Origin of the sequence: Klebsiella sp. BIGb0149 (assembly GCF_004362605.1) — a bacterium.
GTDB lineage: Bacteria > Pseudomonadota > Gammaproteobacteria > Enterobacterales > Enterobacteriaceae > Klebsiella > Klebsiella terrigena.
In genome coordinates, this window is record NZ_SNYG01000004.1 from 283,673 (window position 1) to 307,719 (window position 24,047).

The following is a 24,047-nucleotide window of genomic DNA, read 5'->3' on the forward strand; positions in this document are numbered from 1 at the left end:
CTTAACCGGGGCGTTATTCTCGTCCAGCCGGATATCGCTTATGCGGAGCATCTATGTCCTGGTTACTTGAAATGAAGAACATTACCAAATCTTTCGGCGCGGTGAAGGCCGTTGATAATGTCAGCCTGCGGCTTAACGCCGGGGAAGTTGTCTCATTGTGTGGCGAAAATGGTTCCGGCAAATCCACCCTGATGAAGGTGCTGTGCGGCATTTATCCGCACGGCAGCTATGAGGGCGAGATTATTTTCTCTGGCGAAACCCTGCAGGCCGCCAATATTCGCGATACCGAGCGTAAGGGCATTGCCATCATTCACCAGGAGCTCGCGCTGGTAAAACACTTAACGGTGCTGGAGAACATTTTCCTCGGCGCAGAAATTTCCCGCCACGGCCTGCTGGATTATGAAGCCATGACCCTACGCAGCCAGAAGCTGCTGGCTCAGGTCAATTTGGCGATATCACCCGATACGCGCGTCGGGGATTTAGGTCTTGGCCAGCAGCAGCTGGTTGAAATTGCCAAAGCGCTCAACAAGCAGGTGCGCTTATTGATTCTCGATGAGCCCACCGCTTCATTAACCGAACAGGAAACGGCAATCCTGCTAAACATTATTCGCGATCTGCAAAATCACGGCATCGCCTGTATTTATATCTCCCACAAGCTCAACGAAGTCAAAGCGATCTCCGACACCATCTGCGTGATTCGCGACGGCCAGCATATTGGTACCCGCGACGCCAGCGGTATGAACGAAGATGATGTTATTACCATGATGGTCGGCCGCGAGCTGACCGCCCTTTACCCCAGCGAGCCGCATACCCGCGGCGACGAGATTTTGCGCGTCGAGAATTTAACCGCCTGGCACCCGGTCAATCGCCACATTAAACGCGTAAACGATATCTCCTTTTCGCTGCATCGCGGTGAAATCCTCGGCATTGCCGGACTGGTCGGTGCCGGGCGTACCGAGGCCGTCCAGTGCCTGTTTGGCGTCTGGCCGGGCCGCTGGGAGGGGAAAATCTATATTGACGGTCAGCAGGTGGCGATTCATCACTGCCAGCAGGCGATTGCTCAGGGTATCGCCATGGTGCCGGAGGATCGCAAAAAAGACGGCATCGTGCCGGTGATGGCGGTCGGCAAGAACATCACCCTGGCCGCGCTGGACCAGTTTAGCGGCCCGCTAAGCAGCCTCGATGACGCCGGGGAGCAGCTGTGCATTCAGCAGTCTATCCAGCGCCTCAAAATCAAAACCTCATCGCCGGACCTGGCCATCGGCCGGCTCAGCGGCGGCAATCAGCAGAAGGCGATCCTCGCCCGCTGCCTGCTGCTGAACCCGCGCATTTTAATCCTTGATGAGCCCACCCGCGGCATTGATATCGGCGCGAAATACGAAATCTACAAGCTGATTAACCAGCTGGTGCAGCAGGGGATCGCAGTGATCGTTATCTCGTCGGAGCTTCCGGAGGTGCTCGGGCTCAGCGATCGGGTGCTGGTCATGCACGAAGGCAAACTGAAAGCCAACTTAATCAACCAGGGTCTGACCCAGGAAAAGGTAATGGAAGCCGCACTGAGGAGCGAACACCATGTCGAAAAACACGCCGTCTGAGATAAAACTGGCCCCATCAGCCTCCGCCGCCCTGCCCGGATTAAAGAGCCTGAATCTTCAGGTTTTCGTCATGATCGCCGCCATCGTGGTCATCATGCTGTTCTTTACCTGGGTTACCGACGGCGCCTACCTGAGCGCGCGCAATATTTCTAACCTGCTGCGGCAGACGGCCATTACCGGGATCCTCGCGGTGGGAATGGTCTTTGTGATTATTTCCGCCGAGATTGACCTCTCCGTCGGCTCAATGATGGGGCTTCTCGGCGGCGCGGCGGCCATCTTCGACGTTTGGCTCGGCTGGCCGCTGCCGCTCACCATCGTGGTGACGCTGGCGATGGGGCTGCTGCTGGGCGCCTGGAACGGGTGGTGGGTCGCCTATCGCAAGGTGCCCTCGTTTATCGTCACCCTTGCCGGCATGCTGGCGTTCCGCGGCATTCTGATCGGCATCACCAACGGCACCACGGTCTCCCCGACCAGCCCGGCAATGTCGCAAATCGGCCAGAGCTACCTGCCGGACGGCATTGGCTTCGGTATCGGCGTTGTCGGCATGGCCGCCTTTATTATCTGGCAGTGGCGCGGCCGCCTGCGCCGCCAGGCGCTGGGGTTAACCACCTCCGCCTCAACCGCTGCCGTCGGCCGCCAGACCCTTACCGCCGTTTTCGTCCTCGGCGCAATCTGGCTGCTGAACGACTATCGCGGCGTCCCTACGCCGGTGCTGATCCTCGCCGCGCTGCTGCTGGCCGGCATGTTTATGGCCACCCGCACCGCCTTTGGCCGGCGGATTTACGCCATCGGCGGCAACATTGAGGCCGCCCGCCTGTCGGGCATCAGCGTAGAGCGAACCAAGCTGGCGGTGTTCGCCATCAACGGCCTGATGGTGGCGATTGCCGGGCTGATCCTCAGCTCGCGGCTGGGGGCCGGCTCGCCGTCCGCGGGCAACATCGCCGAACTCGACGCCATCGCCGCCTGCGTTATCGGCGGCACCAGCCTTGCCGGCGGCGTAGGCAGCGTGGCCGGCGCGGTCATGGGGGCCTTTATCATGTCCGCGCTGGATAACGGCATGAGCATGATGGACGTCGCCACCTTCTGGCAATACATCGTTAAAGGCGCCATTTTGCTGCTGGCGGTGTGGATGGATTCCGCCACCAAGCGGCGCGCCTGAGACGCTGGACAACAGAATGCCCGAATTATTTGCGCTACCGCCAGATTTACGCATAAGTAGCTTGTAATAGTTCGGGCATTGGCCGGTATTGTATGGCCAGCAAGAGAGACCAGGGAACGAGATTATGTTTGAAAAGCGTCACCGTATTACGCTGTTATTCAACGCCAACAAGGCCTACGATCGGCAGGTTGTGGAAGGCGTTGGCGAATATTTACAGGCGTCGCAGCTGGAGTGGGACATTTTTATCGAAGAGGACTTCCGCGCCAGGATAGAGAACATCAGAGAGTGGCTGGGAGACGGGGCGATCGCCGATTATGACGATCCCGAAATTGAAAAGCTGCTGGCCGGCGTCGAGATACCGATCGTCGGCGTGGGCGGCTCCTACTATCGCCCCGAGGATTACCCGCCGGTTCACTATATCGCCACCGATAACGCCGCCCTGGTTGAGAGCGCCTTCCTGCATCTGAAAGAGAAAGGGGTTCATCGTTTCGCCTTTTACGGGCTGCCGACCTCCAGCGGCAAGCGCTGGGCCGTCGAGCGCGAGCACGCATTTTGCCAGCTGGTGGCAAAAGAGAAGTATCGCGGCGTGGTTTATCAGGGGCTGGAGACGGCGCCGGAAAACTGGCAGCACGCGCAGAACCGCCTGGCAGACTGGCTGCAAACGCTGCCGCCGCAAACGGGGATTATTGCCGTTACCGACGCCCGCGCGCGCCACGTTTTGCAGGCCTGCGAGCTGCTGCATATTCCGGTACCAGAAAAGCTGTGCGTCATCGGCATCGATAACGAAGAGCTGACCCGCTACCTGTCGCGCGTTGCGCTCTCGTCGGTGGCCCAGGGCACCCGCCAGATGGGCTATCAGGCGGCAAAGCTGCTGCACCGCCTGCTGGATAAAGAGGCGCTGCCGCTGCAGCGCAGGCTGGTTCCCCCCATGCGCGTCATTGAGCGACGCTCGACGGACTACCGCTCCCTCTCCGACCCCTCGGTTATTCAGGCCATGCACTACATCCGCAATCACGCCTGCAAAGGCATAAAGGTTGAGCAGGTGCTGGACGCGGTCGGGATCTCGCGATCGAACCTCGAGAAGCGCTTTAAAGAGGAGGTGGGCGAAACCATTCATACGGTCATTCACAGCGAGAAGCTGGAGAAGGCGCGCAGCCTGCTGGTTTCGACGACGCTATCGATTAATGAAATCTCGCAGATGTGCGGCTACCCGTCGCTGCAGTATTTCTATTCCGTGTTTAAGAAAGAGTACGACGTCACGCCGAAGGAGTACCGCGATCGGCACAGCGAAGTGATGATGTAGCGAGAAAAAAGCGAAAAAATGCCCGGGCAAGCGCGCCGGGCATTTTTCATTATAGGGTTTGCATTACATATGTGCGGCAATCAGACGCTGGTTATCCTGATACATCGCGAAGAGATAGTTGTTATAGCTCGACCCTTTGGTCGAATAGCCCTTCAGCTTATGAATCATCGTGCTGGCGGTCACTTCCTGGTCCGTTTTACGCAGCTGCGCGCGGGAGGTGCGGAAGGATTTGTACGCCGGATGCGTGTTCAGGTTGGTCACGTAGGCCTGCACCGACTGTTCTACAGATTCAAACTGAGAATAGCCTTTCATCGCACCGCTGCAGTTGCCGCCGCCGCACTTCATACCAAACAGATTGTTGTTCATGCGCGCCAGCTTCGACGTACCCCAGCCGCTTTCGGCCGCCGCCATGGTGGCAACCATGCTGTTAGGAATAATGTCGACGCGATCCATCAGCGTATTCCAGGGAATACGGCGCGTGTTGCCGGACCATTTCACCTTATAGCGAGACGTTATATCTTTCAGACGCGTACGCTCGCTCGGCGACCAGCGGGAATCATACTGCTTGGTAACAAGCCAGTTACGATCGGCGGTAATCACCTGATTCTGCTTGGTAATATAAGGCATCACTGTCCGGAGAAACGCTTTTTTCCTTGGTGTTCCGGAAGGGTATTTTCGCAAATCAGGAAGTGAACTGCTCTTTACACTATTGCGAGAATACTCTTGTTTACTGCTGACCTTAACACTACTGCTTTTCTTTACTATCGGGGCTTTATGACTCGTTGTTGCCGTGTGGGTTGTTGCCAACACACTACCTGAAAATATGCAGGTAAGTAACATGAGTATCGCGGCCCCATATCGTCGAATGGGAATCGATATCATTAGATCTCCTGGTCGGATATATGCATTCCAACACCTTGTTTTATGCGAAAAAACGTTAATTGAATCGCGAATAGTATCAAAAATACCCAGTGAGAGCACTAACAGAAATAGTCCAATTCCTAAAAGCTGTCACCTGAAATCGGTTTCTGTCCGCTGAAAAGGTCGCGAAAATGCTAGCGCCGTCTCATTTTTTGGCTATTTTTTGAACTGAATCACTCACCCCTTTTCATCCTCCCCGTAAAAGCGCAGGTGGGATGAGTTCATCCCGCGGTCAGACGGGCAAACTGAACAAAAACCGCTTACAGGACTTCGGCATGAAACTCGCTGCTCTCGCGTCGCTACTGTTGCCTGGGATGGCCTTCGCCGCCTGGACCACCCCTGACTTTCCCACCTTTACCGAAGAAGGCACCGGCAGATTTATTAGCCAAAACGAGGTGGCGAAGGGTACACGTCCGCTGCAAATAAATTTTGACCAACAGTGCTGGCAGCCGGTCGGAACCATAAAACTCAACCAAATGCTCTCCATGGAGCCCTGCCGCGGCGCGCCGGCGCAGTGGCGAGTTTTCCGCGAAGGCCTGTACACCCTCGATGTCGATACCCGCTCCGGCACGCCGACGCTGATGATCGCCCTCAAAGAGACCGAAACGGCGTCAGCGGTGACGCCCCAGCTGCGCCAGTGCCCGAAATGGCAGGGCCAGCCGCTGACGATTGCCGTCGGCCAGACCTTTGCCGAAGGCAGCAAGGTGCGTGATTTTTACAGCGGCAACGTCGCGACGGTGAGCGGCGGGAAGGTTACCCTCCAGCCGGCCCCCAACAGCAACGGCCTGCTGCTGCTCGAACGGGCGGAAACCGACGCCACCGCGCCGTTTAGCTGGCATAACGCCACGGTCTATTTCGTGCTCACCGACCGCTTCGTTAACGGCAACCCCGCCAACGACAACAGCTACGGGCGGCACAAAGACGGCATGCAGGAGATCGGCACGTTTCACGGCGGCGACCTGCAGGGCCTGACCAGCCGGCTCGACTATCTCCAGCAGCTGGGCGTCAACGCGCTGTGGATCAGCTCCCCGCTGGAGCAAATTCACGGCTGGGTTGGCGGCGGAACCAAGGGGGACTTCCCCCATTACGCCTATCACGGCTACTACGCCCAGGACTGGACCAAGCTGGATGCCAACATGGGTACCGAAGCCGACCTCCGTCGCCTCGTCGATGAGGCCCATAAGCGCGGCATGCGCATCCTGTTTGATGTCGTGATGAACCACACCGGCTACGCGACGCTCGCCGATATGCAGGAGTTCAAATTTGGCTCTCTCTATCTGCAAGGCGATGAGCTGAAAAAGACGTTCGGCGAACGCTGGACCGACTGGAAGCCCGGCCCGGGTCAGAGCTGGCACAGCTTTAACGATTACATCAACTTCAGCGATAAGGCCGGCTGGGAAAAATGGTGGGGGAAAAAGTGGATCCGTACCGATATCGGCGACTACGATAACCCCGGCTTTGACGATCTGACCATGTCCCTGGCCTTCCTGCCGGACCTGAAAACGGAATCAACAACCCCTTCCGGCCTGCCGAACTTCTATCATCAGAAAGCGGATACCGCCGCCAAAGAGATCCCCGGCTTCACGCCGCGCGACTACCTGACCCACTGGCTCAGCCAGTGGGTGCGTGATTACGGTATTGACGGTTTCCGCGTCGATACCGCCAAGCACGTCGAGCAGGCCGCCTGGCAGCAGCTGAAAACCCAGGCGACCGCGGCGCTGGCAGAGTGGAAAAAGGCCAACCCCGATAAGGCGCTGGATAACGCGCCGTTCTGGATGACCGGCGAGGCCTGGGGCCACGGCGTCATGCAGAGCGACTACTATCGCCACGGTTTTGACGCGATGATTAACTTCGATTATCAGGATCAGGCGGCGAAGGCCGCGGATTGCCTGGCCAATATGGACCTGACCTGGCAGCAAATGGCGGACAAGCTGCAGCAGTTTAACGTCCTGAGCTACCTCTCATCGCACGATACGCGCCTGTTCCGCGAAGGCGGCAGCTCGGCGGCCGAACTGCTGCTGCTCGCCCCCGGCGCGGTGCAAATCTTCTACGGCGATGAGTCCTCGCGGCCCTTTGGCCCGACCGGCTCAGACCCGCTGCAGGGCACGCGCTCGGATATGAACTGGCAGGACGTCGCGGGCAAAGCCGCGCTTAGCGTGACGCACTGGCAGAAGCTCGGCCAGTTCCGCGCCCGCCACCCGGCCATCGGTATGGGCAAGCAAACCACCCTCTCCCTGCCGCAGGGCTACGGTTTTGTACGCGAAAACGGCGATGATAAAGTGATGGTCGTTTGGGCAGGCCAGCGCTAGCCCACGGATAAGCGGCGCCCTCGGCTACCGAGGGCGCCAAAATAGAATAAAACGCTATAAAAAATAGATAACTCAGCACAATAACAAAACCCTCTCCGTTTCCGCAGATTTGCACCTCGCTAACGCTGGCGTTATGGTTACCCACTTTCCAGACATACCGACAGATTATTCGCGATGACATTTTCACTTTTCGGCGACAAATTCACCCGCCATTCGGGCATTACCCGTTTGATGGAAGACCTTAATGACGGCCTGCGTACGCCAGGTGCAATCATGCTGGGTGGCGGTAATCCCGCGCAAATCCCGGAAATGAATGACTACTTCAAGGACCTGCTTGCCGACATGCTGGCTAACGGTAAAGCCCTTGATGCGCTTTGTAATTACGACGGTCCGCAGGGCAAAAGCGAACTGCTAAGCCTGCTGGCGCAGATGCTGCGTGATGAACTCGGCTGGGAGATTGAACCACAGAATATTGCACTAACAAACGGCAGTCAGAGTGCATTTTTCTACTTATTTAATCTCTTTGCCGGACGCCGTGCTGATGGCACCACCCGTAAGGTGCTGTTCCCGCTGACCCCGGAATATATCGGCTACGCCGATTCCGGTCTCGAAGAGGATCTGTTCGTCGCCACCCGCCCGAATATCGAACTGCTGCCGGAAGGCCAGTTTAAATATCATGTGGATTTTGAGCATCTGCAGGTGACGGAAGAGACGGGCATGATTTGCGTCTCCCGCCCGACTAACCCTACCGGCAACGTGATTACCGACGAAGAGCTGATCAAGCTGGATGCGCTGGCCAATCAGCACGGCGTGCCGCTGGTCATTGATAACGCCTACGGCGTTCCCTTCCCGGGGATTATTTTCAGCGACGCCAGGCCGCTATGGAACCCCAATATCGTGCTGTGCATGAGCCTCTCCAAGCTCGGTCTGCCGGGCAGCCGCTGCGGGATTATCATCGCCAACGAGAAGATCGTGACCGCTATCAGTAATATGAACGGCATTATCAGCCTTGCCCCGGGCGGCATGGGCCCGGCGATGATGTGCGAAATGATTAAGCGCAAGGATCTGCTGCGCCTGTCGGAAACGGTGATTAAGCCGTTCTATTACCAGCGGGTTCAGGAAACCATCGCCATTATTCGCCGCTATCTGCCGGCGGAGCGCTGCCTGATCCATAAGCCGGAAGGCGCCATCTTCCTCTGGCTGTGGTTTAAGGATCTGCCGATTTCCACCGAGCTGCTCTATCAGCGCCTGAAAAAGCGCGGCGTGCTGATGGTGCCGGGCGACTACTTCTTCCCGGGCCTTGATAAGCCCTGGCCGCACACCCACCAGTGCATGCGGATGAACTACGTACCGGACCCGGAGAAAATTGAGGCGGGCGTGAAGATTCTCGCCGAAGAGGTTGAACGCGCGTGGGGCGAACAGGGCGCGTAATCGCGCGTTTTGTCGCCCGCCTAAATCGCCAGCGCCGTCCGCCGACGGCGCTCGCCGCTTAATCTCTCCAGCTCCTCCGCCGTCATGCAGTACAGCGCCTGGGTCGGACAGGCCGCCACGCAGGCCGGGCCGTCCTCGCGATGGCCGCACAAATCACATTTCAGCGCCTGTACGCCATCGTCGGTCATCATCACGGACATCGCGCCGTACGGACAGGCCACCATGCAGCTTTTGCAGCCAATACAAAGGGATTGTTCAACATACACCGCGCCGCTGACCCGACTCATCGCCCCCACCGGACAGACGTTGGCGCAGGGCGCATCTTCGCAATGATGGCAGGTCACGGCGGTGGTAAAAGAGCCGCTCTTCACCACCCAAATGCGCGCGCTGAAGGCTTTTGGCGAAAGTGCGGCGCAGTCCTGATTTGCCTGGTGTGACACCGCGCAGGCCACTTCGCAGGTACGACAGCCAATGCATTTGGCCGAATCCGCAGTGATAAAACGGTTCATCATCTGCTCCATTGGGGATAAAAAGGCAGCGTGCCAGAAAACCCGGCCACCGCGCCTTGATCCTGAATGGAATCAGCGGCCGTTTTTGTCAAATGCCGTACAAGATTTGTCACAAAGCCCCACAGAGTGGCGCCCTGCCGTATTGTCGCTGTCAGGAGCCAGGTCAGGTTCCGTACCGCTAAAGAAACAGCGCCTTATCGCGCAGAATATGATCGTTTCCGCGCCGGCGGGTGAAGCCAATGCGGTCAAAATACTCGAGAATTTGGATCGCCAGCTTTCTGCCGACGTTCAGCTTATCGCGGAAATCAGCGGCGCAGGTCGATCCCCTTTCGAGATCCAGCTCGCGGATCAGCCCGGCGAATTCGACAATCCGATCGTTACGGTAATAACGATCCTTAACGATCGCGGTAATCACGCCCTGCTGTGCCGCCTGGCGCAGCACCGCGCGCATTAAGGACTCTTCAACGCCGCTCTCTTTTGCCAGATCGCGCACCCACCAGGGCTCGTCGGCAAACAGATCGACCACCCGTAGCCAGATGGCCTGCTGCTCATCGGTAAAGCCCGCCTTGTGCTCCGGCAGATGCAGCCAGCCGTGGTGGCTGTGGATAACCCCGCTTTCGCGCATCTGCTCAATCAGCAGCAGCACCAGCCCTTCGTCCTCCATCGGCAGGGCAATGCGCCGCAGGCGCTCGCGTCCCGTACCCGGCTCATCGCGATGCTGATCGTGATAGCGCGTCAGCGCGTCGATTAATTTGCTCTGCCAGCGCGCCGCCAGCGGGGCGCTGAGCAGGCTGCTGCCCGCCTGCAGATAGCCGGGCTGGCCCGTCAGCGCGGCCAGGCCGGTTTCGCTCAGCTGCCGGGCCCAGGCAAAATCATCGAGGCGCACCGCATCACGCTGCAGATGCACCTCCAGCGCCCGGGCGTCGTCGTCGGCGCTCGCCAGCGTATGCAGCCACTGCAGGTATTCCGGCTTACGCTTACCGCGGCGCGGCGGATTGAGCGTCACCACTCTGGCGCCTGCCAGGGTGCTGCGGGCGGAGATATCGCGCAGCACCAGGCGATCGTTATCCGCCAGCCACAGCGGGCTATCGAGCACCAGCTCGGCAAGCTCCCCCTCCAGCAGCGACACGCGGCCGGTAATATGGCGGGCGGCATGATGGATATGCAACGACTGCCACTGGGTGAGCGGCGCGTGGCGCTGCAGTTCGACAATCACCCGCTCAGACGCTTCGGGAGGCTGAACCGACAGCAGCCAGTCGCCGCGGCTTAGCGCCTCTTTTTGCGCATCGCCGACGATATTGAGCGCAATGCGCTGGCCGGCCCGCGCCTGCTCGACCGGCTGGTTCTGGGCATGCAGACCGCGCACGCGCACGGGCTTATCGACGCCGGTAAGCCACAGCGTGTCGCCGACCTTCACTTCACCGCTGAGCGCCGTACCGGTGACCACCAGCCCCGCGCCCTTAACGGTAAAGGCGCGGTCGATCGCCAGGCGAAAGCGCTGATGCTGCGGATGCCCGCGCTCTGAGAGCTGCAGCAGATGCTCACGCAGCGCGCTAATTCCGCGCCCGGACGGTACGGCGGTGACAAACAGCGCGGCGTGCGTAAAACCAAACTCCGCCAGCACCGCTTCTGCGTCGGCGCGCACCTCGTCCACGCGCTGCGCCTCCACGCGATCGGCCTTGGTTAGCGCAACGGTCAACGACGGCTTTCCCGTCAGCTGCAGGATCGCCAGATGCTCGCGGGTCTGCGCCATCACGCCATCGTCACAGGCCACCACCAGCAGCGCGTGGTCAATACCGCCCACCCCCGCCAGCATATTGGACAAAAACTTTTCGTGGCCCGGCACGTCGATAAAGCCCGGCACCCGGCCGTCAGGCTGCGGCCAGTAGGCGTAGCCCAGATCGATGGTCATCCCGCGGGATTTCTCTTCCGGAAGGCGATCGGCATTCACGCCGGTAATCGCCTGCAGCAGCGTGGTTTTGCCGTGGTCAACGTGTCCGGCGGTGGCAATAATCATGGTAATAACATCTCCATAAACCTCGATTCATCTTCAAGGCAGCGCAAATCCAGCCACAGGCGGCCATCGCTAACTCGCCCAATCACCGGCACCGCCAGCGTCCGCCAGCGGGCGGCCAGCGCCTCCAGCCGGCTGCCCCGGCCGTCGCGCGGGGTGAGGGTTAGCGCGGCGCCGGGCAAGCGGTCCACCGGCAGCGAGCCGCTGCCGATTTGCGACAGGCAGGGCTCAATCCGCACCTCAAAGTCAGCGTAGTGCGCGGCAAGCCGCGGCTGCAGGCGCGCCGCCTGAGCGTGGATGTCTTCGGCGCTGCGGGTCAGCAGGCGCAGCGTGGGCAGGCGCTCGGCGAGGGTTTCCGGATGCAGGTAGAGGCGCAGGGTAGCCTCCAGCGCCGCAAGGGTCATTTTATCGGCACGCAGCGCGCGCTTGAGCGGGTGCTGCTGCAGGCGGGCAATCATCGCCTTTTCACCGACGATAATCCCCGCCTGCGGGCCGCCCAGCAGCTTGTCGCCGGAGAAGCTCACCAGGCTGACGCCGGCGGCAATCATCTCCTGCGGCATCGGCTCCTTCGGCAGGCCGTACTCGCTCAGGTCCACCAGCGAACCGCTGCCCAGATCGACCACCAGCGGAATATCCAGCTCGCGTCCTATCGCCGCCAGCTCCGCCTCATCCACGGTTTTAGTAAAGCCTTCAATGCTGTAGTTGCTGGTATGCACCTTCATCAGCAGGCCGGTATTCTCCCCCACGGCCTGGCGATAATCTTTCGCGTGGGTGCGGTTGGTGGTGCCCACCTCGTGTAAAACGCAGCCCGCCTGACGCATCACGTCGGGGATGCGAAACGCGCCGCCAATCTCCACCAGCTCGCCGCGCGAGAGAACGACCTCTTTGCCGCCGGCCGTTGCCGCCAGCATCAGCAGCACCGCCGCGGCGTTGTTATTGACGATGCAGGCATCCTCCGCGCCGGTCAGGCGGCACAGCAGATCCGCCAGCGCGCGGTCGCGGTGGCCGCGTCCGCCGTCGTCGAGGCTATATTCAAGAGTAACCGGCGCCCGCATCGCCTGCGTAACCGCCTCCACCGCGGCCTCGGCCTGAATCGCGCGGCCTAAATTGGTGTGCAGTACCGTTCCCGTCAGGTTGAAAACCGGACGCAGCGCGCTTTCCGTCGTTTGCGCCAGCCGCCGTTCGGCCTCCCGCGCCCAGTCGTCGCACCAGTCGGGCAGCGCCTGGCTCAGGCGAATGTGCTGCCGCGCCTGCTCCAGCATCTGGCGCAACAGGGCGACAACCTGGGCATGGCCATATTGAGCCAGCGCGGATGAAAAGGCGGGATCGCGGAGCAGACGGTCGGTGGCCGGAAGTTGGGTGTAAAGCGCACGAGTATCGGTTGTCATGAATGAGCCTGGCGATAGGTTATTTTCCCCCCTCCCGACGGGAGAGGGAGTCAACAATTGAGCGACAATTGTAACGCCTGCACGCGCAAACTGTTACCTGCCTGGGTCAAGTCCTTGGCGGTTCCGTGCGGGCAAAGCTGGCGCGCTGAAAGAGCGCCTCAACCAGCGCAATCAGCCGAGGCCGGGTCGCGCACCAGCCCGGCGCCACGCGGCGGAAGTTAAGATAGGCGATGGCGCAGGCGACGGAGATCGACGCCAGGTTAATCTCATCGCCGCGCAGGGTGCCGTCGGCCGCGTACCCCTCCAGCGCGTCAAGGCCGCGAGCCACCTTCTCACGTTGGCGCAGCAGCTCCGTTTCCGACTGCTGCGCCGGCGGACGCGCCTTTTCTCGCACCAGCGCCTGCGCCGCCTCCATCACGCCGTCAGCCAGCGCCTCCAGCTGGCGTATTTTCAGCGCCGCCTTCGGATCGCTCGGCAGCATATCCGGCATTACGCCGAGCAGTTCCAGATATTGCGCGATAATCGGCGAGTCGAACCAGCACTCACCGTCATCGGTGACCAGCGCCGGGACCTTGCCTAACGGATTATATTTGGCGACGCCGCTGGCCTCGCCGTAGGGGAATTCATTGACGAACTCGAAGGGAATATCTTTTTCCAGCAGTATGACGGAAATTTTGCGCACAAAGGGACTGGTATAGCTGCCGATCAGTTTCATTGCCTGCTCCTTTCGCCAACAAAAATCTAAGTATGGTTCAGGAGCAGGCAAAAGGCAGGGAGACTTCACGCCCGTCAGCCGGGACTCGCCTTAATGGTCCAGATAGAGATAGTGCATCCAGCTGGTCATACGCAGCAGGACTTTTCGCATCACCGAAACGTGGGTGAAATGGTCAGAGTAGACCGCTACCTGGGCAAAAATACCGTCCGGAAGCGCCTCGACGTCGGCATTCGGATCGAGCTCAATCGTTGCCAGAACGCCATCGGAGCCCGGCGTCACCGTCAGCGACTGCAGCGCGCCCTGCGCCTGATAGCTGCCGCCGGGCACCACCGGTAAAATACTGGTCAGCTTGCCGTGAAATACCTGTCCTGGCAGAGCGCTAAAGACCACCTCTGCGTCATCGCCGCTTTTCAGTCGCAGCAGCGAGTTTTGCCGGAACTGCGCCACGATCAGCCGCTTCTGTTCGGGGATAAACACCATCACCGGGCGCAGCGGTAGCGATGCCGCGTAGGTTCCGGGACGAATCAGCACCTGGGTGATATAGCCGTCGCTCGGCGCGCGAACAACGGTCTGATCGAGGTTATATTTTGCCTCGGCCAGCTGCGCCCGCAGGCTGACGACCTGCGACTGCTCTCCGCCGACCATGCTGTCCAGCTGGCTTTGTATCTGCGCCTGTTCCGCCACCGAGCCTTTTACCATCGCATCCTGAGCAAGGTAGTTTTGGCGGGCGTTATCAATGTCGCTTTCAGAAAACGGATTCACCCGCGCCTGGCTGCCTTTCAGGTAGCGCTGATAGTCCTTGTAGAGCCGGTCACGTTCTGCGGAAACGCGGACGGTATTGGCCTGCGCCTCCGCGAGCTGCGCCTTCAGGTTGTTAATACCGTGCAGCGCGGTCACCAGATCGGCCTGCAGCCTGTCCACCCTTGCCTGGTAGCGAACGGGGTCGATAGTAAAGAGCACCTCGCCTTTACTTACCCGCTGGTTCGCTTTATCCGTCACGCTGCTGACCACGCCGGTAACCTGGGGCGTAATAGGGATAGAGATAACCGCCTTCTGCGCGGTGAAAGTATAGGGATGGTTGTAGTTCATTAATAAGATTAGCGCACTAACAATAAATATACCGCCGAGCGCTGCGGTGGGTACCGTCCATTTATTTACCGGAATTTTAAATATTTTAAATATTGACCAGGCGAGCGCCACGTACGTCAAAATAATCAGCAGATCCATGGTTATTTCTCCGGGGATCGGGCGGAAGAGTGGCGTTCAGCGACTCTTTTCTCAAGGTCGGCAATGCGCTGCTGGAGCTGCGCCAGGTCCTGTTCTTCTGTCGTTTCGGCAAGGCTTCCGTCCGGGCGATGCTGCATGCCCCAACCGCGCTCGGGCCGATAGAGCGTGGCCCAAATCCACAGGAATGGCCAAATAACGTGGAGGGTAAAAAGGCTTACCCATCCGGCGACGTGAATAGCATCTGCATGTGGGTGGTTACGCTTCTTCGCGATCAGGTAAGGAATATCATGCAGGATGATGATTCCATAAAAGATGACCAGAAATACGAAGATCAGAACTCCCAGCGCAAAATAATTGAGAAACATATTTTCCTCGAATTTACGCTAATAAATTATATCAATGTGTAGACAGTCAAATAGAACCCTGACTGATGATTTGATCATAATTCACGCATCTCATTTTTACCATATGGCGCGAAAAATCGACCGCCAGCGCGATACGGGTCGCCGTTACATTTCGATGGATGAAACGATGGGGAATCTGTCGGAGATCACAGGCGCTAAAAACAAGTCACGATATTTTGTGATTAACATCACATATAAACAATTATTCACAGATACAAAATTGCGATCTTTGTCACATTAAAGCGCATTTTCGGCACCAAATTATCCCTCAGTCGTTTTTTTGCACAGCCATTATGTGACGCATATCACTATATACACCGCGCGATCGCCTATATTCACGTGATGCAGATCACATAAAGACCCGGTCACTGGACAGTTCTCCGATTCAGTGCCAGATTTCGCTTTATCAATCAGGGTCCGGCTTCCTCTGCCGCCACATTAACAACAAGCCTCAGGCTTTTAGCCTACGCGATAAGCAAAACAGAAAAGGGGTGTTTTATGTCATCCGATATCAAGATCAAGGTGCAAAGCTTTGGTCGTTTCCTTAGCAATATGGTGATGCCAAATATCGGCGCGTTTATCGCGTGGGGTATCATCACCGCCCTATTCATTCCGACAGGATGGCTGCCAAGCGAAACGCTGGCGAAGCTGGTCGGCCCGATGATTACCTACCTGCTGCCGCTGCTGATCGGTTACACCGGCGGTAAGCTGATTGGCGGCGAACGCGGCGGCGTGGTCGGCGCGATTACCACGATGGGCGTGATCGTCGGCGCGGATATGCCGATGTTCCTCGGCGCAATGATTGCCGGTCCGCTGGGCGGCTGGGCGATTAAGCATTTTGACAGCTGGGTAGACGGTAAGATTAAGTCCGGCTTCGAGATGCTGGTGAACAACTTCTCCGCCGGCATCATCGGGATGATCCTGGCGATTCTGGCGTTTCTCGGCATTGGCCCTGCGGTTGAAGTCCTGTCCAAAATTCTGGCGGCGGGCGTTAACTTCATGGTTGTGCATGACATGCTGCCGCTGGCGTCTATCTTCGTAGAACCGGCGAAAATCCTGTTCCTCAATAACGCCATCAACCACGGCATCTTCTCGCCGCTGGGTATTCAGCAGTCCCACGAGCTGGGCAAATCAATCTTCTTCCTGATTGAAGCGAACCCGGGTCCGGGGATGGGCGTGCTGCTGGCGTACATGTTCTTTGGTCGCGGCAATGCTAAGCAGTCTGCAGGCGGCGCGGCAATCATCCACTTCCTCGGCGGTATTCACGAAATCTACTTCCCGTACGTGCTGATGAACCCGCGTCTGATCCTCGCCGTTATCCTCGGCGGTATGACCGGCGTGTTCACCCTGACTATCCTCAACGGTGGCCTGGTGTCTCCGGCTTCTCCGGGCTCCATCCTGGCGGTACTGGCAATGACGCCGAAAGGCGCCTATTTTGCTAACATCGCTGCGATTATCGCCGCTATGGCCGTCTCCTTCGTGGTCTCCGCCATTCTGCTGAAAACCAGCAAAGTGAAAGAAGAAGATGATATTGATGCGGCAACCCGCCGTATGCAGGATATGAAGTCAGCATCCAAAGGCGCGGCGACTCCGCTGGCCGCCGGCGATGTTGCTAACGACCTGAGCCACGTGCGCAAAATCATCGTTGCCTGCGACGCCGGTATGGGTTCCAGCGCCATGGGTGCAGGCGTGCTGCGTAAGAAAGTACAGGATGCGGGACTGAGCAATATCTCCGTCACCAACTGTGCGATTAACAACCTGCCGCCTGACGTTGACCTGGTGATTACCCACCGCGACCTGACCGAGCGCGCCATGCGCCAGGTACCGCAGGCTCAGCATATTTCGCTGACCAACTTCCTCGACAGCGGCCTGTACACCAGCCTGACCGAACGCCTGGTCGCGGCGCAGCGTCATACCGATAACGAAGAGAAGGTTCGCGGCAGCCTGCAGGACAGCTTTGACGCTGCCGATACCCACCTGTTCCGGCTCGGGGCGGAAAATATCTTCCTCGGTCGTCACGCGGCAACCAAAGAGGAAGCCATTCTCTTTGCCGGTGAGCAGCTGGTCAAAGGCGGCTACGTTGAACCGGAATACGTGCAGGCGATGCTGGATCGTGAAAAGCTGACCTCCACCTATCTGGGTGAGTCCATCGCGGTACCGCACGGCACTATCGAAGCGAAAGATCGCGTTCTGAAAACCGGCGTGGTGTTCTGTCAGTACCCGCAGGGCGTGCGTTTTGGCGAAGAGGAAGATGACATTGCCCGTCTGGTCATCGGCATCGCCGCCCGCAACAACGAACACATCCAGGTCATCACCAGCCTGACCAACGCCCTGGACGATGAGACGGTGATTGAGCGCCTGACGCACACCACCAGCGTAGAAGAAGTGCTGGCGCTGCTGAACAAAGCGTAGCCCGTTGCCCGGACGCGGCGCTGACGCCGGCGTCCGGGATAGCAAGAAAGAGACTGGCCTCTCTCCGCATGCCGGAGAGAGGGTTAGGGTGAGGGAAAAAGCCTCACCCCAGCCCTCTCAGGTAAAAACATTAATTGAAGGTTAATACTATGAAAGCATTACATTTTGGCGCAGGTAATATCGGCCGTGGCTTTATCGGTAAACTGCTGGCCGACGCGGGGATCACCTTAACATTTGCCGATGTGAATCAGGTCGTTCTGGATGCTCTTAACGCCCGTCATAGCTATCAGGTTCACGTGGTCGGCGAAAATGAGCAGGTGGATACCGTATCCGGCGTCGACGCCGTGAGCAGCATCGGCGATGAGGTCGTTGAGCTGATTGCCAGCGTTGACCTGGTCACCACCGCCGTCGGCCCGGTCGTGCTGGAGCGCATCGCCCCGGCCATTGCTAAAGGGCTGGTAAAGCGTAAGGCGCAGGGGATTGAAGCCCCGCTGAACATCATTGCCTGTGAAAATATGGTGCGCGGAACCACCCAGCTGAAGGGCCACGTCTTTAACGCGCTGGCTGAAGAAGACAAAGCCTGGGTTGAAGCCCACGTCGGCTTCGTCGATTCCGCCGTTGACCGTATTGTGCCGCCGTCCGCGTCCGCGACCCACGATCCGCTGGAAGTCACCGTGGAGACCTTCAGCGAATGGATTGTCGATAAAACCCAGTTTAAGGGCGCTCTGCCCGCCATTCCGGGCATGGAGTTAACCGACAACCTGATGGCATTTGTCGAGCGTAAGCTATTCACCTTAAACACCGGACATGCTATAACCGCCTACCTCGGAAAACTGGCGGGTCACCAGACGATTCGCGACGCGATCCTCGATGAGAAAATTCGCGCCGTCGTCAAAGGGGCCATGGAAGAGAGCGGCGCGGTACTGATCAAACGCTACGGCTTTGATGCCCAGAAGCACGCCGCCTATATCCAGAAGATTCTTGGTCGTTTCGAGAACCCGTATTTGAAAGATGACGTTGAGCGCGTTGGCCGCCAGCCGCTGCGTAAACTCAGCGCGGGCGACCGCCTGATTAAGCCGCTGCTCGGCACGCTGGAATACGCTCTGCCGCACCGAAACCTGGTGCAGGGGATCGCCGCTGCGATGCACTTCCGCTGTGCTGAAGACCCGCAGGCGCAGGAGCTGGCAGCGCTGATTGCTGAGAAAGGCCCGCAGGCTGCGCTGGCACAGATTTCCGGTCTGGATGCCGCAAGCGACGTGGTGCTGGAGGCCGTTAACGACTATAACGCCATCAAATGAGGCACGAACAGGCGCGGCACGAACCGCGCCCACTACAACTCCTGTCAGATATGCAGGCAATAATGGAAGAAACACAGGCATTTGAAAACCGCGTGCTTGAGCGTCTGAATGCTGGCAAAACCGTACGAAGCTTCCTGATCGCCGCCGTCGAGCTACTCACTGAGGCGGTTAATATCCTGGTGCTTCAGGTATTCCGCAAAGATGATTACGCGGTGAAATACGCAGTGGAACCGTTGCTGGACGGCGACGGGCCGCTGGGCGACCTTTCCGTACGCCTGAAGCTGATTTACGGCCTTGGGGTGATTAGTCGCGCCGAATATGAAGACGCCGAGCTGCTTATGGCCCTGCGCGAAGAGCTCAACCACGACGGCAACGAGTACGGTTTTACCGACGACGAGATCCTCGGGCCTTTTGGTGAACTGCACTGCGTCAGCGCGCTGCCGCCTCTGCCGCTGTTTGATGAGAGCGATGAGGAACTGCTGGCAATGCAGAAGCTGCGCTACCAGCAGGTTGTACGCTCAACGATGATGCTGTCTCTGACCGAGCTGATTTCGAGAATCAGCTTAAAAAAAGCTTTTCAGAAACTAACGCTCTGACTCCCGCTCATGCTCATCGCAGGTTGGCCGATACAGCTGCCTGTAATACTCCAGACGACTGAGAAACAGCGCCTCTTTATTTTGCGGAATATCGCGCGGCACGTGCTGCAAGCGCGGGCATTTCTTCAGATACTCCATAAAAGCCTGGCTTGAAGCCATAAAATCAACCGTCTTATCGATAATATGCGGTACGCCGTCGCCAATTTTCGCCATTATGCCCTCCTCTTCTTAAGGATACTCATATTAAGAATTAGCTAAAAAAAGGGTCGAGGTTAAGGAAAACGTGCTTATGTTTCGTCGAGCTTCACAGAATCGAAACTCAGCGCTATTTTATTAGTAATACTCTTAGTATTCAAATGATTAGAATTTACTTTGCAGGATACTTCGCGGGGAAAATCCGCGGGATTTCGATAAATAACTACCCACAACAGCCCTCACAGCCCATACTATATGGCGTCGAACCCCCTTTATTAATAGATTAAATCACCATGAATGAAGTCGAAAAGAATGAAATCAAGCGTTTGAGCGACCGTCTCGACGCCATCCGTCATCAGCAGGCCGATATGTCGCTGGTTGAAGCTGCGGACAAATACGCCGAGCTGGACAAAGAAAAAGAGACCATTGAAGCGGAAATCATGCGCCTGCGCGACGTTCAGGGCCAGAAGCTGAGCAAAGAAGCGCAGAAGCTCATGAGCCTGCCGCACCGCCGCGCGATCACCAAAAAAGAGCAGGCCGATATGGGCAAGCTGAAAAAAAGCGTGCGCGGCCTGGTTATCGTTCACCCGATGACCGCGCTGGGTCGCGAAATGAAGCTCACGGAAATGACCGGCTTCTCTAAAATCGCCTTCTGATCCCCCTTCCCTCTCCGCCCGGAGAGGGGATTTTCCATTCTCAAGACGCGCCCTCCTGACTCCGCTCCGATTGGCCCAACCAATTATTTCTTAAACCGTCAAATAGTTCACATATCCATCATTTTTCGTCACAACCATATTGCTCATTAATAACATTTGGTTAACCATTCGTTGTCGCTAACCCTACAACCCCCTATTGGCTGGGCCAATTTTACAAACGATGTGACCTGCAAGGAGCGCAGACTCAGCACAGCATCGTGGTGGCCCGATGGAGACCTGCATGAGCATCTGGCAACAAAATTACGATCCGGCCGGTAATATCTGGCTCTCAAGCTTTATCGCATCGCTACCGATTCTGTTTTTCTTTTTTGCCCTGATAAAGCTCAAGCTCAAAGGGTACGTTGCCGCCACCTGGACCGTCGCGATTGCGCTGTCGGTGGCGCTGCTGTTCTATAAAATGCCGGTCGATCGCGCGCTGACCTCGGTGGTCTACGGCTTCTTCTACGGCCTGTGGCCCATCGCCTGGATTATTATTGCCGCCGTATTCGTCTACAAAATTTCGGTGAAGACCGGGCAGTTCGAGATTATCCGCTCGTCAATTCTCTCCATTACCCCCGACCAGCGCCTGCAGATGCTGATCGTCGGCTTCTCCTTCGGCGCCTTCCTTGAAGGGGCGGCGGGCTTTGGTGCTCCGGTGGCGATTACCGCCGCGCTGCTGGTGGGCCTCGGCTTTAACCCTCTGTACGCCGCCGGCCTGTGCCTGATCGTTAACACCGCGCCGGTCGCTTTCGGGGCGATGGGGATCCCCATTCTGGTCGCCGGCCAGGTCACCGGTATCGACAGCTTCGCCATCGGCCAGATGGTCGGACGCCAGCTGCCGTTCCTGACGATCATCGTGCTGTTCTGGATTATGGCGATTATGGACGGCTGGCGCGGCGTCAAAGAGACCTGGCCTGCGGTCATGGTCGCCGGCGGCTCCTTTGCGATTGCGCAATACCTTAGCTCAAACTTCCTTGGCCCGGAGCTGCCGGATATCATCTCCTCGCTGGTGTCGCTGGTCTGTCTGACCCTGTTCCTCAAGCGCTGGCAGCCGGTGCGCATCTTCCGCTTTGGCGATATGGGCGCCGCGCAGGTCGATCAAACCCTCGCCCGGACGCACTACACCGCCGGACAGATCGTTCGCGCCTGGTCGCCGTTCCTGTTCCTGACCGCTACCGTCACGCTGTGGAGTATCCCGCCGTTTAAGGCCCTGTTTGCGCCGGGCGGCGCGATGTACGACTTCGTGATCAATATCTCCGTGCCGTTCCTCGATAAGATGGTCGCCCGCATGCCGCCGGTGGTCAGCGCCGCGACGCCTTACGCCGCGGTGTATAAATTCGACTGGCTGTCGGCGACCGGTACCGCCATTCTGTTCGCGGCGATACTTTCCGTGGTCTGGCTGCGCATGAAGCCGAAAGACGCGCTGATCACCTTTGGCAGCACGCTCAAGGAGCTGGCGCTGCCGATTTACTCCATCGGCATGGTTCTGGCGTTCGCGTTTATCTCCAACTACTCTGGGCTGTCGTCAACCCTGGCCCTCGCTCTGGCGCATACCGGCCACGCGTTTACCTTCTTCTCGCCGTTCCTCGGCTGGCTGGGGGTGTTCCTGACCGGTTCAGATACCTCGTCGAACGCGCTGTTCGCCGCGCTGCAGGCCACCGCGGCACAGCAAATTGGCGTCTCCGATATCCTGTTGGTTGCCGCCAACACCACCGGCGGAGTCACCGGGAAGATGATCTCCCCGCAGTCCATCGCCATCGCCTGTGCGGCGGTAGGCCTGGTGGGCAGAGAGTCCGACCTGTTCCGCTTTACCGTCAAACATAGCCTGATCTTTACCTGTATGGTCGGCGTCATCACTACGCTGCAGGCCTACGTCTTAACCTGGATGATCCCGTGATAGTGATGCCAAAGCGCCTCGCCGACGACGTCGCCCAGCGCGTGCGGGAGCTGATTGAAGAACAAAACCTCGAGGCGGGCATGCGACTGCCCGCCGAAAGGCAGCTGGCCGCCCAGCTCGGCGTGTCGCGTAACTCGCTGCGCGAGGCGCTGGCGATGCTGGTGAACGAAGGTCTCCTGCTGAGCCGACGCGGCGGCGGAACCTTTGTCCGCTGGCAGCACGAGGCGTGGTCGGAACAGAATATCGTTCAGCCGCTGAAAACGCTGCTCGCCGACGACCCCGACTACAGCTTTGATATTCTCGAAGCCCGCCACGCCATTGAGGCCAGCACCGCCTGGCATGCCGCGATGCGGGCAACCGATGCTGAAAAAGAGAAAATCCGCCTGTGCTTTGAAGCCACCCAGAGCGAAGATCCGGATCTGGCCTCCCAGGCCGACGTCCGCTTCCACCTGGCGATTGCCGAGGCGTCGCACAACGTGGTGCTGCTGCAAACCATGCGCGGCTTTTTCGACCTTCTGCAGTCCTCGGTCAAGGAGAGCCGCCAGCGGATGTACCTTGTGCCGCCGGTTTTCGCCCGCCTGACCGAGCAGCATCAGGCCGTGATGGACGCGATTTTTGCCTCCGACGCCGAGGGCGCGCGGCAGGCGATGATGGCCCATTTGGGCTTCGTTCACGCCACGATTAAACATTTTGATGAAGACCAGGCCCGCCAGGCGCGCATTACCCGCCTGCCCGGTGACCACAATGAAAATTCCAGGGAGAACTCGTGATGATTATTTCAGCCGCCAGCGACTACCGCGCCGCCGCCCAGCGTATCCTGCCGCCGTTCCTGTTCCACTATATCGATGGCGGTGCCTACGCCGAGCACACGCTGCGCCGCAACGTTGAGGACCTCTCCGACGTGGCCCTGCGCCAGCGGGTGCTGAAAAATATGTCGGACCTGAGCCTGGAAACCACGCTGTTCAAAGAGAAGCTCTCCATGCCGGTGGCGCTGGCGCCGGTCGGGCTGTGCGGAATGTATGCCCGTCGCGGCGAAGTGCAGGCGGCGGGCGCGGCGGATGATAAAGGCATTCCGTTTACCCTCTCCACGGTTTCCGTATGCCCGATTGAAGAGGTCGCCCCGACCATCAAGCGCCCGATGTGGTTCCAGCTGTACGTCCTGCGCGACCGCGGCTTTATGCGCAATGCGCTGGAGCGCGCCAAGGCTGCGGGCTGTTCAACTCTGGTCTTTACCGTTGATATGCCGACGCCGGGCGCCCGCTATCGCGACGCCCACTCCGGCATGAGCGGCCCGAATGCGGCGCTGCGCCGCTACTGGCAGGCGATGACCCACCCGCAGTGGGCGTGGGACGTTGGCCTTAACGGCCGCCCGCATGACCTCGGCAATATTTCCGCCTATCTCGGCAAGCCGACCGGCCTTGAGGATTATATCGGCTGGCTGGCCAACAACTTCGATCCGTCTATTTCCTGGAAAGACCTGGAGTGGATCCGCGAATTCTGGGACGGCCCGATGGTGATCAAGGGGATCCTCGATCCGCAGGATGCGCGCGATGCGGTGCGCTTCGGCGCCGACGGGATCGTGGTTTCTAACCACGGTGGCCGCCAGCTCGACGGCGTTCTCTCCTCCGCCCGCGCGCTGCCCGCCATCGCCGACGCGGTGAAGGGCGATATCGCTATTCTTGCCGATAGCGGAGTTCGCAACGGCCTCGACGTGGTGCGGATGATTGCGCTGGGCGCCGACAGCGTGCTGCTCGGCCGCGCCTATCTGTACGCCCTGGCGACGCACGGCAGGCAGGGGGTCGCGAACTTGCTGAACCTGATTGAGAAAGAGATGAAGGTGGCGATGACCCTGACCGGAACCAAAACCATCGGCGAAATCAGCCGCGACTCGCTGGTGCAAAACGCCGAAGCGCTGCAGACCTTCAGCGCGCTGAAGCCGGGTAACGCCGCGTAATCCGCCCGCCCGGCGCTCTCCCGCA

Annotated in this window: 20 protein-coding genes; 12 read left to right on the top strand and 8 right to left on the bottom strand. The window is 58.7% G+C overall.

From position 1 onward, the window contains the following. Window positions 1-53: 53 nt before the first annotated feature. The 3 genes from EDF75_RS16255 (at window position 54) to xylR (ending at window position 4,057) form a co-directional block, all read left to right on the top strand. On the top strand, window positions 54-1,595 hold the full coding sequence (locus EDF75_RS16255; RefSeq protein ID WP_133600162.1) for a xylose ABC transporter ATP-binding protein: 1,542 nt from the start codon (window positions 54-56) through the stop codon (window positions 1,593-1,595). Next, a complete protein-coding gene (gene xylH / locus EDF75_RS16260) occupies window positions 1,573-2,754 on the top strand; it encodes a xylose ABC transporter permease XylH (RefSeq protein ID WP_045853892.1) in 1,182 nt (393 codons plus the stop codon). Before EDF75_RS16255 ends, xylH begins: the two co-directional genes overlap by 23 nt. 124 nt (window positions 2,755-2,878) lie before the next feature. Next, complete coding sequence (gene xylR, locus EDF75_RS16265; RefSeq protein WP_045853891.1) at window positions 2,879-4,057, top strand: D-xylose utilization transcriptional activator XylR; 1,179 nt, start codon at window positions 2,879-2,881, stop codon at window positions 4,055-4,057. A gap of 63 nt (window positions 4,058-4,120) precedes the next feature. On the opposite strand, the gene EDF75_RS16270 is transcribed toward xylR, so the two are convergent. Then, window positions 4,121-4,939, bottom strand: a complete 819-nt coding sequence (locus EDF75_RS16270; RefSeq protein WP_076946258.1) for a protein bax — start codon at window positions 4,937-4,939, stop codon at window positions 4,121-4,123. Window positions 4,940-5,253: 314 nt separating this feature from the next. Between EDF75_RS16270 and EDF75_RS16275 the strand changes: the two genes are divergently transcribed. Both EDF75_RS16275 and avtA read left to right on the top strand, forming a co-directional pair. Continuing rightward, window positions 5,254-7,287 carry an alpha-amylase gene (locus tag EDF75_RS16275; RefSeq protein WP_133600163.1) on the top strand — a complete coding sequence of 678 codons (2,034 nt, stop codon included), beginning with the start codon at window positions 5,254-5,256 and terminating at the stop codon, window positions 7,285-7,287. 174 nt (window positions 7,288-7,461) lie between these two features. Beyond that, on the top strand, window positions 7,462-8,718 hold the full coding sequence (gene avtA / locus EDF75_RS16280; RefSeq protein WP_045853888.1) for a valine--pyruvate transaminase: 1,257 nt from the start codon (window positions 7,462-7,464) through the stop codon (window positions 8,716-8,718). A gap of 20 nt (window positions 8,719-8,738) precedes the next feature. Here avtA and EDF75_RS16285 read toward each other — a convergent pair whose 3' ends face one another. The 6 genes from EDF75_RS16285 to EDF75_RS16310 all read right to left on the bottom strand — a co-directional run bounded on the left by EDF75_RS16285 (window position 8,739) and on the right by EDF75_RS16310 (window position 14,936). Continuing rightward, window positions 8,739-9,227, bottom strand: coding sequence for a 4Fe-4S dicluster domain-containing protein (locus EDF75_RS16285; RefSeq protein WP_133600281.1), 489 nt, complete (start codon window positions 9,225-9,227; stop codon window positions 8,739-8,741). Window positions 9,228-9,405: 178 nt separating this feature from the next. Then, window positions 9,406-11,244 carry a selenocysteine-specific translation elongation factor gene (gene selB / locus EDF75_RS16290; RefSeq protein WP_133600164.1) on the bottom strand — a complete coding sequence of 613 codons (1,839 nt, stop codon included), beginning with the start codon at window positions 11,242-11,244 and terminating at the stop codon, window positions 9,406-9,408. Next, the gene (gene selA / locus EDF75_RS16295) at window positions 11,241-12,629 is read right to left on the bottom strand and encodes an L-seryl-tRNA(Sec) selenium transferase (RefSeq protein WP_133600165.1); all 1,389 of its coding nucleotides are present in this window, start codon (window positions 12,627-12,629) and stop codon (window positions 11,241-11,243) included. Before selA ends, selB begins: the two co-directional genes overlap by 4 nt. 106 nt (window positions 12,630-12,735) lie before the next feature. Further along, window positions 12,736-13,344 (bottom strand): glutathione S-transferase, encoded by a 609-nt coding sequence (locus EDF75_RS16300; RefSeq protein ID WP_133600166.1) that lies wholly within the window; start codon window positions 13,342-13,344, stop codon window positions 12,736-12,738. A gap of 90 nt (window positions 13,345-13,434) precedes the next feature. Continuing rightward, entirely contained in the window at window positions 13,435-14,571 is a 1,137-nt protein-coding gene (locus EDF75_RS16305; protein WP_133600167.1) for an HlyD family secretion protein, read from the bottom strand. Between the two features lie 2 nt (window positions 14,572-14,573). Next, window positions 14,574-14,936 carry a DUF3302 domain-containing protein gene (locus tag EDF75_RS16310; protein ID WP_041143190.1) on the bottom strand — a complete coding sequence of 121 codons (363 nt, stop codon included), beginning with the start codon at window positions 14,934-14,936 and terminating at the stop codon, window positions 14,574-14,576. Between the two features lie 537 nt (window positions 14,937-15,473). On the opposite strand from EDF75_RS16310, the gene EDF75_RS16315 reads away from it, so the two are divergent. The 3 genes from EDF75_RS16315 to mtlR all read left to right on the top strand — a co-directional run bounded on the left by EDF75_RS16315 (window position 15,474) and on the right by mtlR (window position 19,281). Next, window positions 15,474-17,387, top strand: coding sequence for a PTS mannitol transporter subunit IICBA (locus EDF75_RS16315; RefSeq protein ID WP_133600168.1), 1,914 nt, complete (start codon window positions 15,474-15,476; stop codon window positions 17,385-17,387). A 149-nt stretch (window positions 17,388-17,536) separates the two neighbouring features. After that, window positions 17,537-18,685: a mannitol-1-phosphate 5-dehydrogenase gene (gene mtlD / locus EDF75_RS16320; RefSeq protein WP_133600169.1), complete on the top strand. Its 1,149-nt coding sequence runs from the start codon at window positions 17,537-17,539 to the stop codon at window positions 18,683-18,685. Beyond that, complete coding sequence (gene mtlR / locus EDF75_RS16325) at window positions 18,682-19,281, top strand: mannitol operon repressor MtlR (protein ID WP_133600170.1); 600 nt, start codon at window positions 18,682-18,684, stop codon at window positions 19,279-19,281. The genes mtlD and mtlR overlap by 4 nt, the downstream gene beginning before the upstream one ends. Here the strand turns inward: mtlR and EDF75_RS16330 are convergent. Further along, window positions 19,270-19,494: a hypothetical protein gene (locus EDF75_RS16330; RefSeq protein WP_041143194.1), complete on the bottom strand. Its 225-nt coding sequence runs from the start codon at window positions 19,492-19,494 to the stop codon at window positions 19,270-19,272. The genes mtlR and EDF75_RS16330 overlap by 12 nt on opposite strands. 275 nt (window positions 19,495-19,769) lie before the next feature. Here EDF75_RS16330 and EDF75_RS16335 point away from each other — a divergent pair, with 275 nt between their 5' ends. The 4 genes from EDF75_RS16335 to lldD all read left to right on the top strand — a co-directional run bounded on the left by EDF75_RS16335 (window position 19,770) and on the right by lldD (window position 24,022). Next, a complete protein-coding gene (locus EDF75_RS16335) occupies window positions 19,770-20,132 on the top strand; it encodes a YibL family ribosome-associated protein (protein WP_133600171.1) in 363 nt (120 codons plus the stop codon). A 280-nt stretch (window positions 20,133-20,412) separates the two neighbouring features. Then, on the top strand, window positions 20,413-22,068 hold the full coding sequence (gene lldP, locus EDF75_RS16340) for an L-lactate permease (RefSeq protein ID WP_041147484.1): 1,656 nt from the start codon (window positions 20,413-20,415) through the stop codon (window positions 22,066-22,068). Beyond that, window positions 22,065-22,838: a transcriptional regulator LldR gene (lldR, locus tag EDF75_RS16345; RefSeq protein WP_123709581.1), complete on the top strand. Its 774-nt coding sequence runs from the start codon at window positions 22,065-22,067 to the stop codon at window positions 22,836-22,838. Before lldP ends, lldR begins: the two co-directional genes overlap by 4 nt. Next, on the top strand, window positions 22,838-24,022 hold the full coding sequence (lldD, locus tag EDF75_RS16350; RefSeq protein ID WP_133600282.1) for an FMN-dependent L-lactate dehydrogenase LldD: 1,185 nt from the start codon (window positions 22,838-22,840) through the stop codon (window positions 24,020-24,022). The genes lldR and lldD overlap by 1 nt, the downstream gene beginning before the upstream one ends. The last annotated feature ends 25 nt before the right edge of the window (window positions 24,023-24,047 follow it).

What these genes read in the sequence shown, in the direction of transcription:
- EDF75_RS16255 (WP_133600162.1), top strand. Translation starts at nt 54, where the DNA reads ATGTCCTGGTTACTTGAAATGAAGAACATTACCAAATCTTTCGGCGCG.
- EDF75_RS16330 (WP_041143194.1), bottom strand. Translation starts at nt 19,494, where the DNA reads ATGGCGAAAATTGGCGACGGCGTACCGCATATTATCGATAAGACGGTT.
- lldD (WP_133600282.1), top strand. Translation starts at nt 22,838, where the DNA reads ATGATTATTTCAGCCGCCAGCGACTACCGCGCCGCCGCCCAGCGTATC.
- EDF75_RS16275 (WP_133600163.1), top strand. Translation starts at nt 5,254, where the DNA reads ATGAAACTCGCTGCTCTCGCGTCGCTACTGTTGCCTGGGATGGCCTTC.
- selB (WP_133600164.1), bottom strand. Translation starts at nt 11,244, where the DNA reads ATGATTATTGCCACCGCCGGACACGTTGACCACGGCAAAACCACGCTG.
- EDF75_RS16315 (WP_133600168.1), top strand. Translation starts at nt 15,474, where the DNA reads ATGTCATCCGATATCAAGATCAAGGTGCAAAGCTTTGGTCGTTTCCTT.
- EDF75_RS16285 (WP_133600281.1), bottom strand. Translation starts at nt 9,227, where the DNA reads ATGAACCGTTTTATCACTGCGGATTCGGCCAAATGCATTGGCTGTCGT.
- EDF75_RS16300 (WP_133600166.1), bottom strand. Translation starts at nt 13,344, where the DNA reads ATGAAACTGATCGGCAGCTATACCAGTCCCTTTGTGCGCAAAATTTCC.
- xylR (WP_045853891.1), top strand. Translation starts at nt 2,879, where the DNA reads ATGTTTGAAAAGCGTCACCGTATTACGCTGTTATTCAACGCCAACAAG.
- avtA (WP_045853888.1), top strand. Translation starts at nt 7,462, where the DNA reads ATGACATTTTCACTTTTCGGCGACAAATTCACCCGCCATTCGGGCATT.
- EDF75_RS16310 (WP_041143190.1), bottom strand. Translation starts at nt 14,936, where the DNA reads ATGTTTCTCAATTATTTTGCGCTGGGAGTTCTGATCTTCGTATTTCTG.
- lldP (WP_041147484.1), top strand. Translation starts at nt 20,413, where the DNA reads ATGAGCATCTGGCAACAAAATTACGATCCGGCCGGTAATATCTGGCTC.
- xylH (WP_045853892.1), top strand. Translation starts at nt 1,573, where the DNA reads ATGTCGAAAAACACGCCGTCTGAGATAAAACTGGCCCCATCAGCCTCC.
- mtlR (WP_133600170.1), top strand. Translation starts at nt 18,682, where the DNA reads ATGAGGCACGAACAGGCGCGGCACGAACCGCGCCCACTACAACTCCTG.
- EDF75_RS16335 (WP_133600171.1), top strand. Translation starts at nt 19,770, where the DNA reads ATGAATGAAGTCGAAAAGAATGAAATCAAGCGTTTGAGCGACCGTCTC.
- EDF75_RS16305 (WP_133600167.1), bottom strand. Translation starts at nt 14,571, where the DNA reads ATGGATCTGCTGATTATTTTGACGTACGTGGCGCTCGCCTGGTCAATA.
- selA (WP_133600165.1), bottom strand. Translation starts at nt 12,629, where the DNA reads ATGACAACCGATACTCGTGCGCTTTACACCCAACTTCCGGCCACCGAC.
- mtlD (WP_133600169.1), top strand. Translation starts at nt 17,537, where the DNA reads ATGAAAGCATTACATTTTGGCGCAGGTAATATCGGCCGTGGCTTTATC.
- EDF75_RS16270 (WP_076946258.1), bottom strand. Translation starts at nt 4,939, where the DNA reads ATGATATCGATTCCCATTCGACGATATGGGGCCGCGATACTCATGTTA.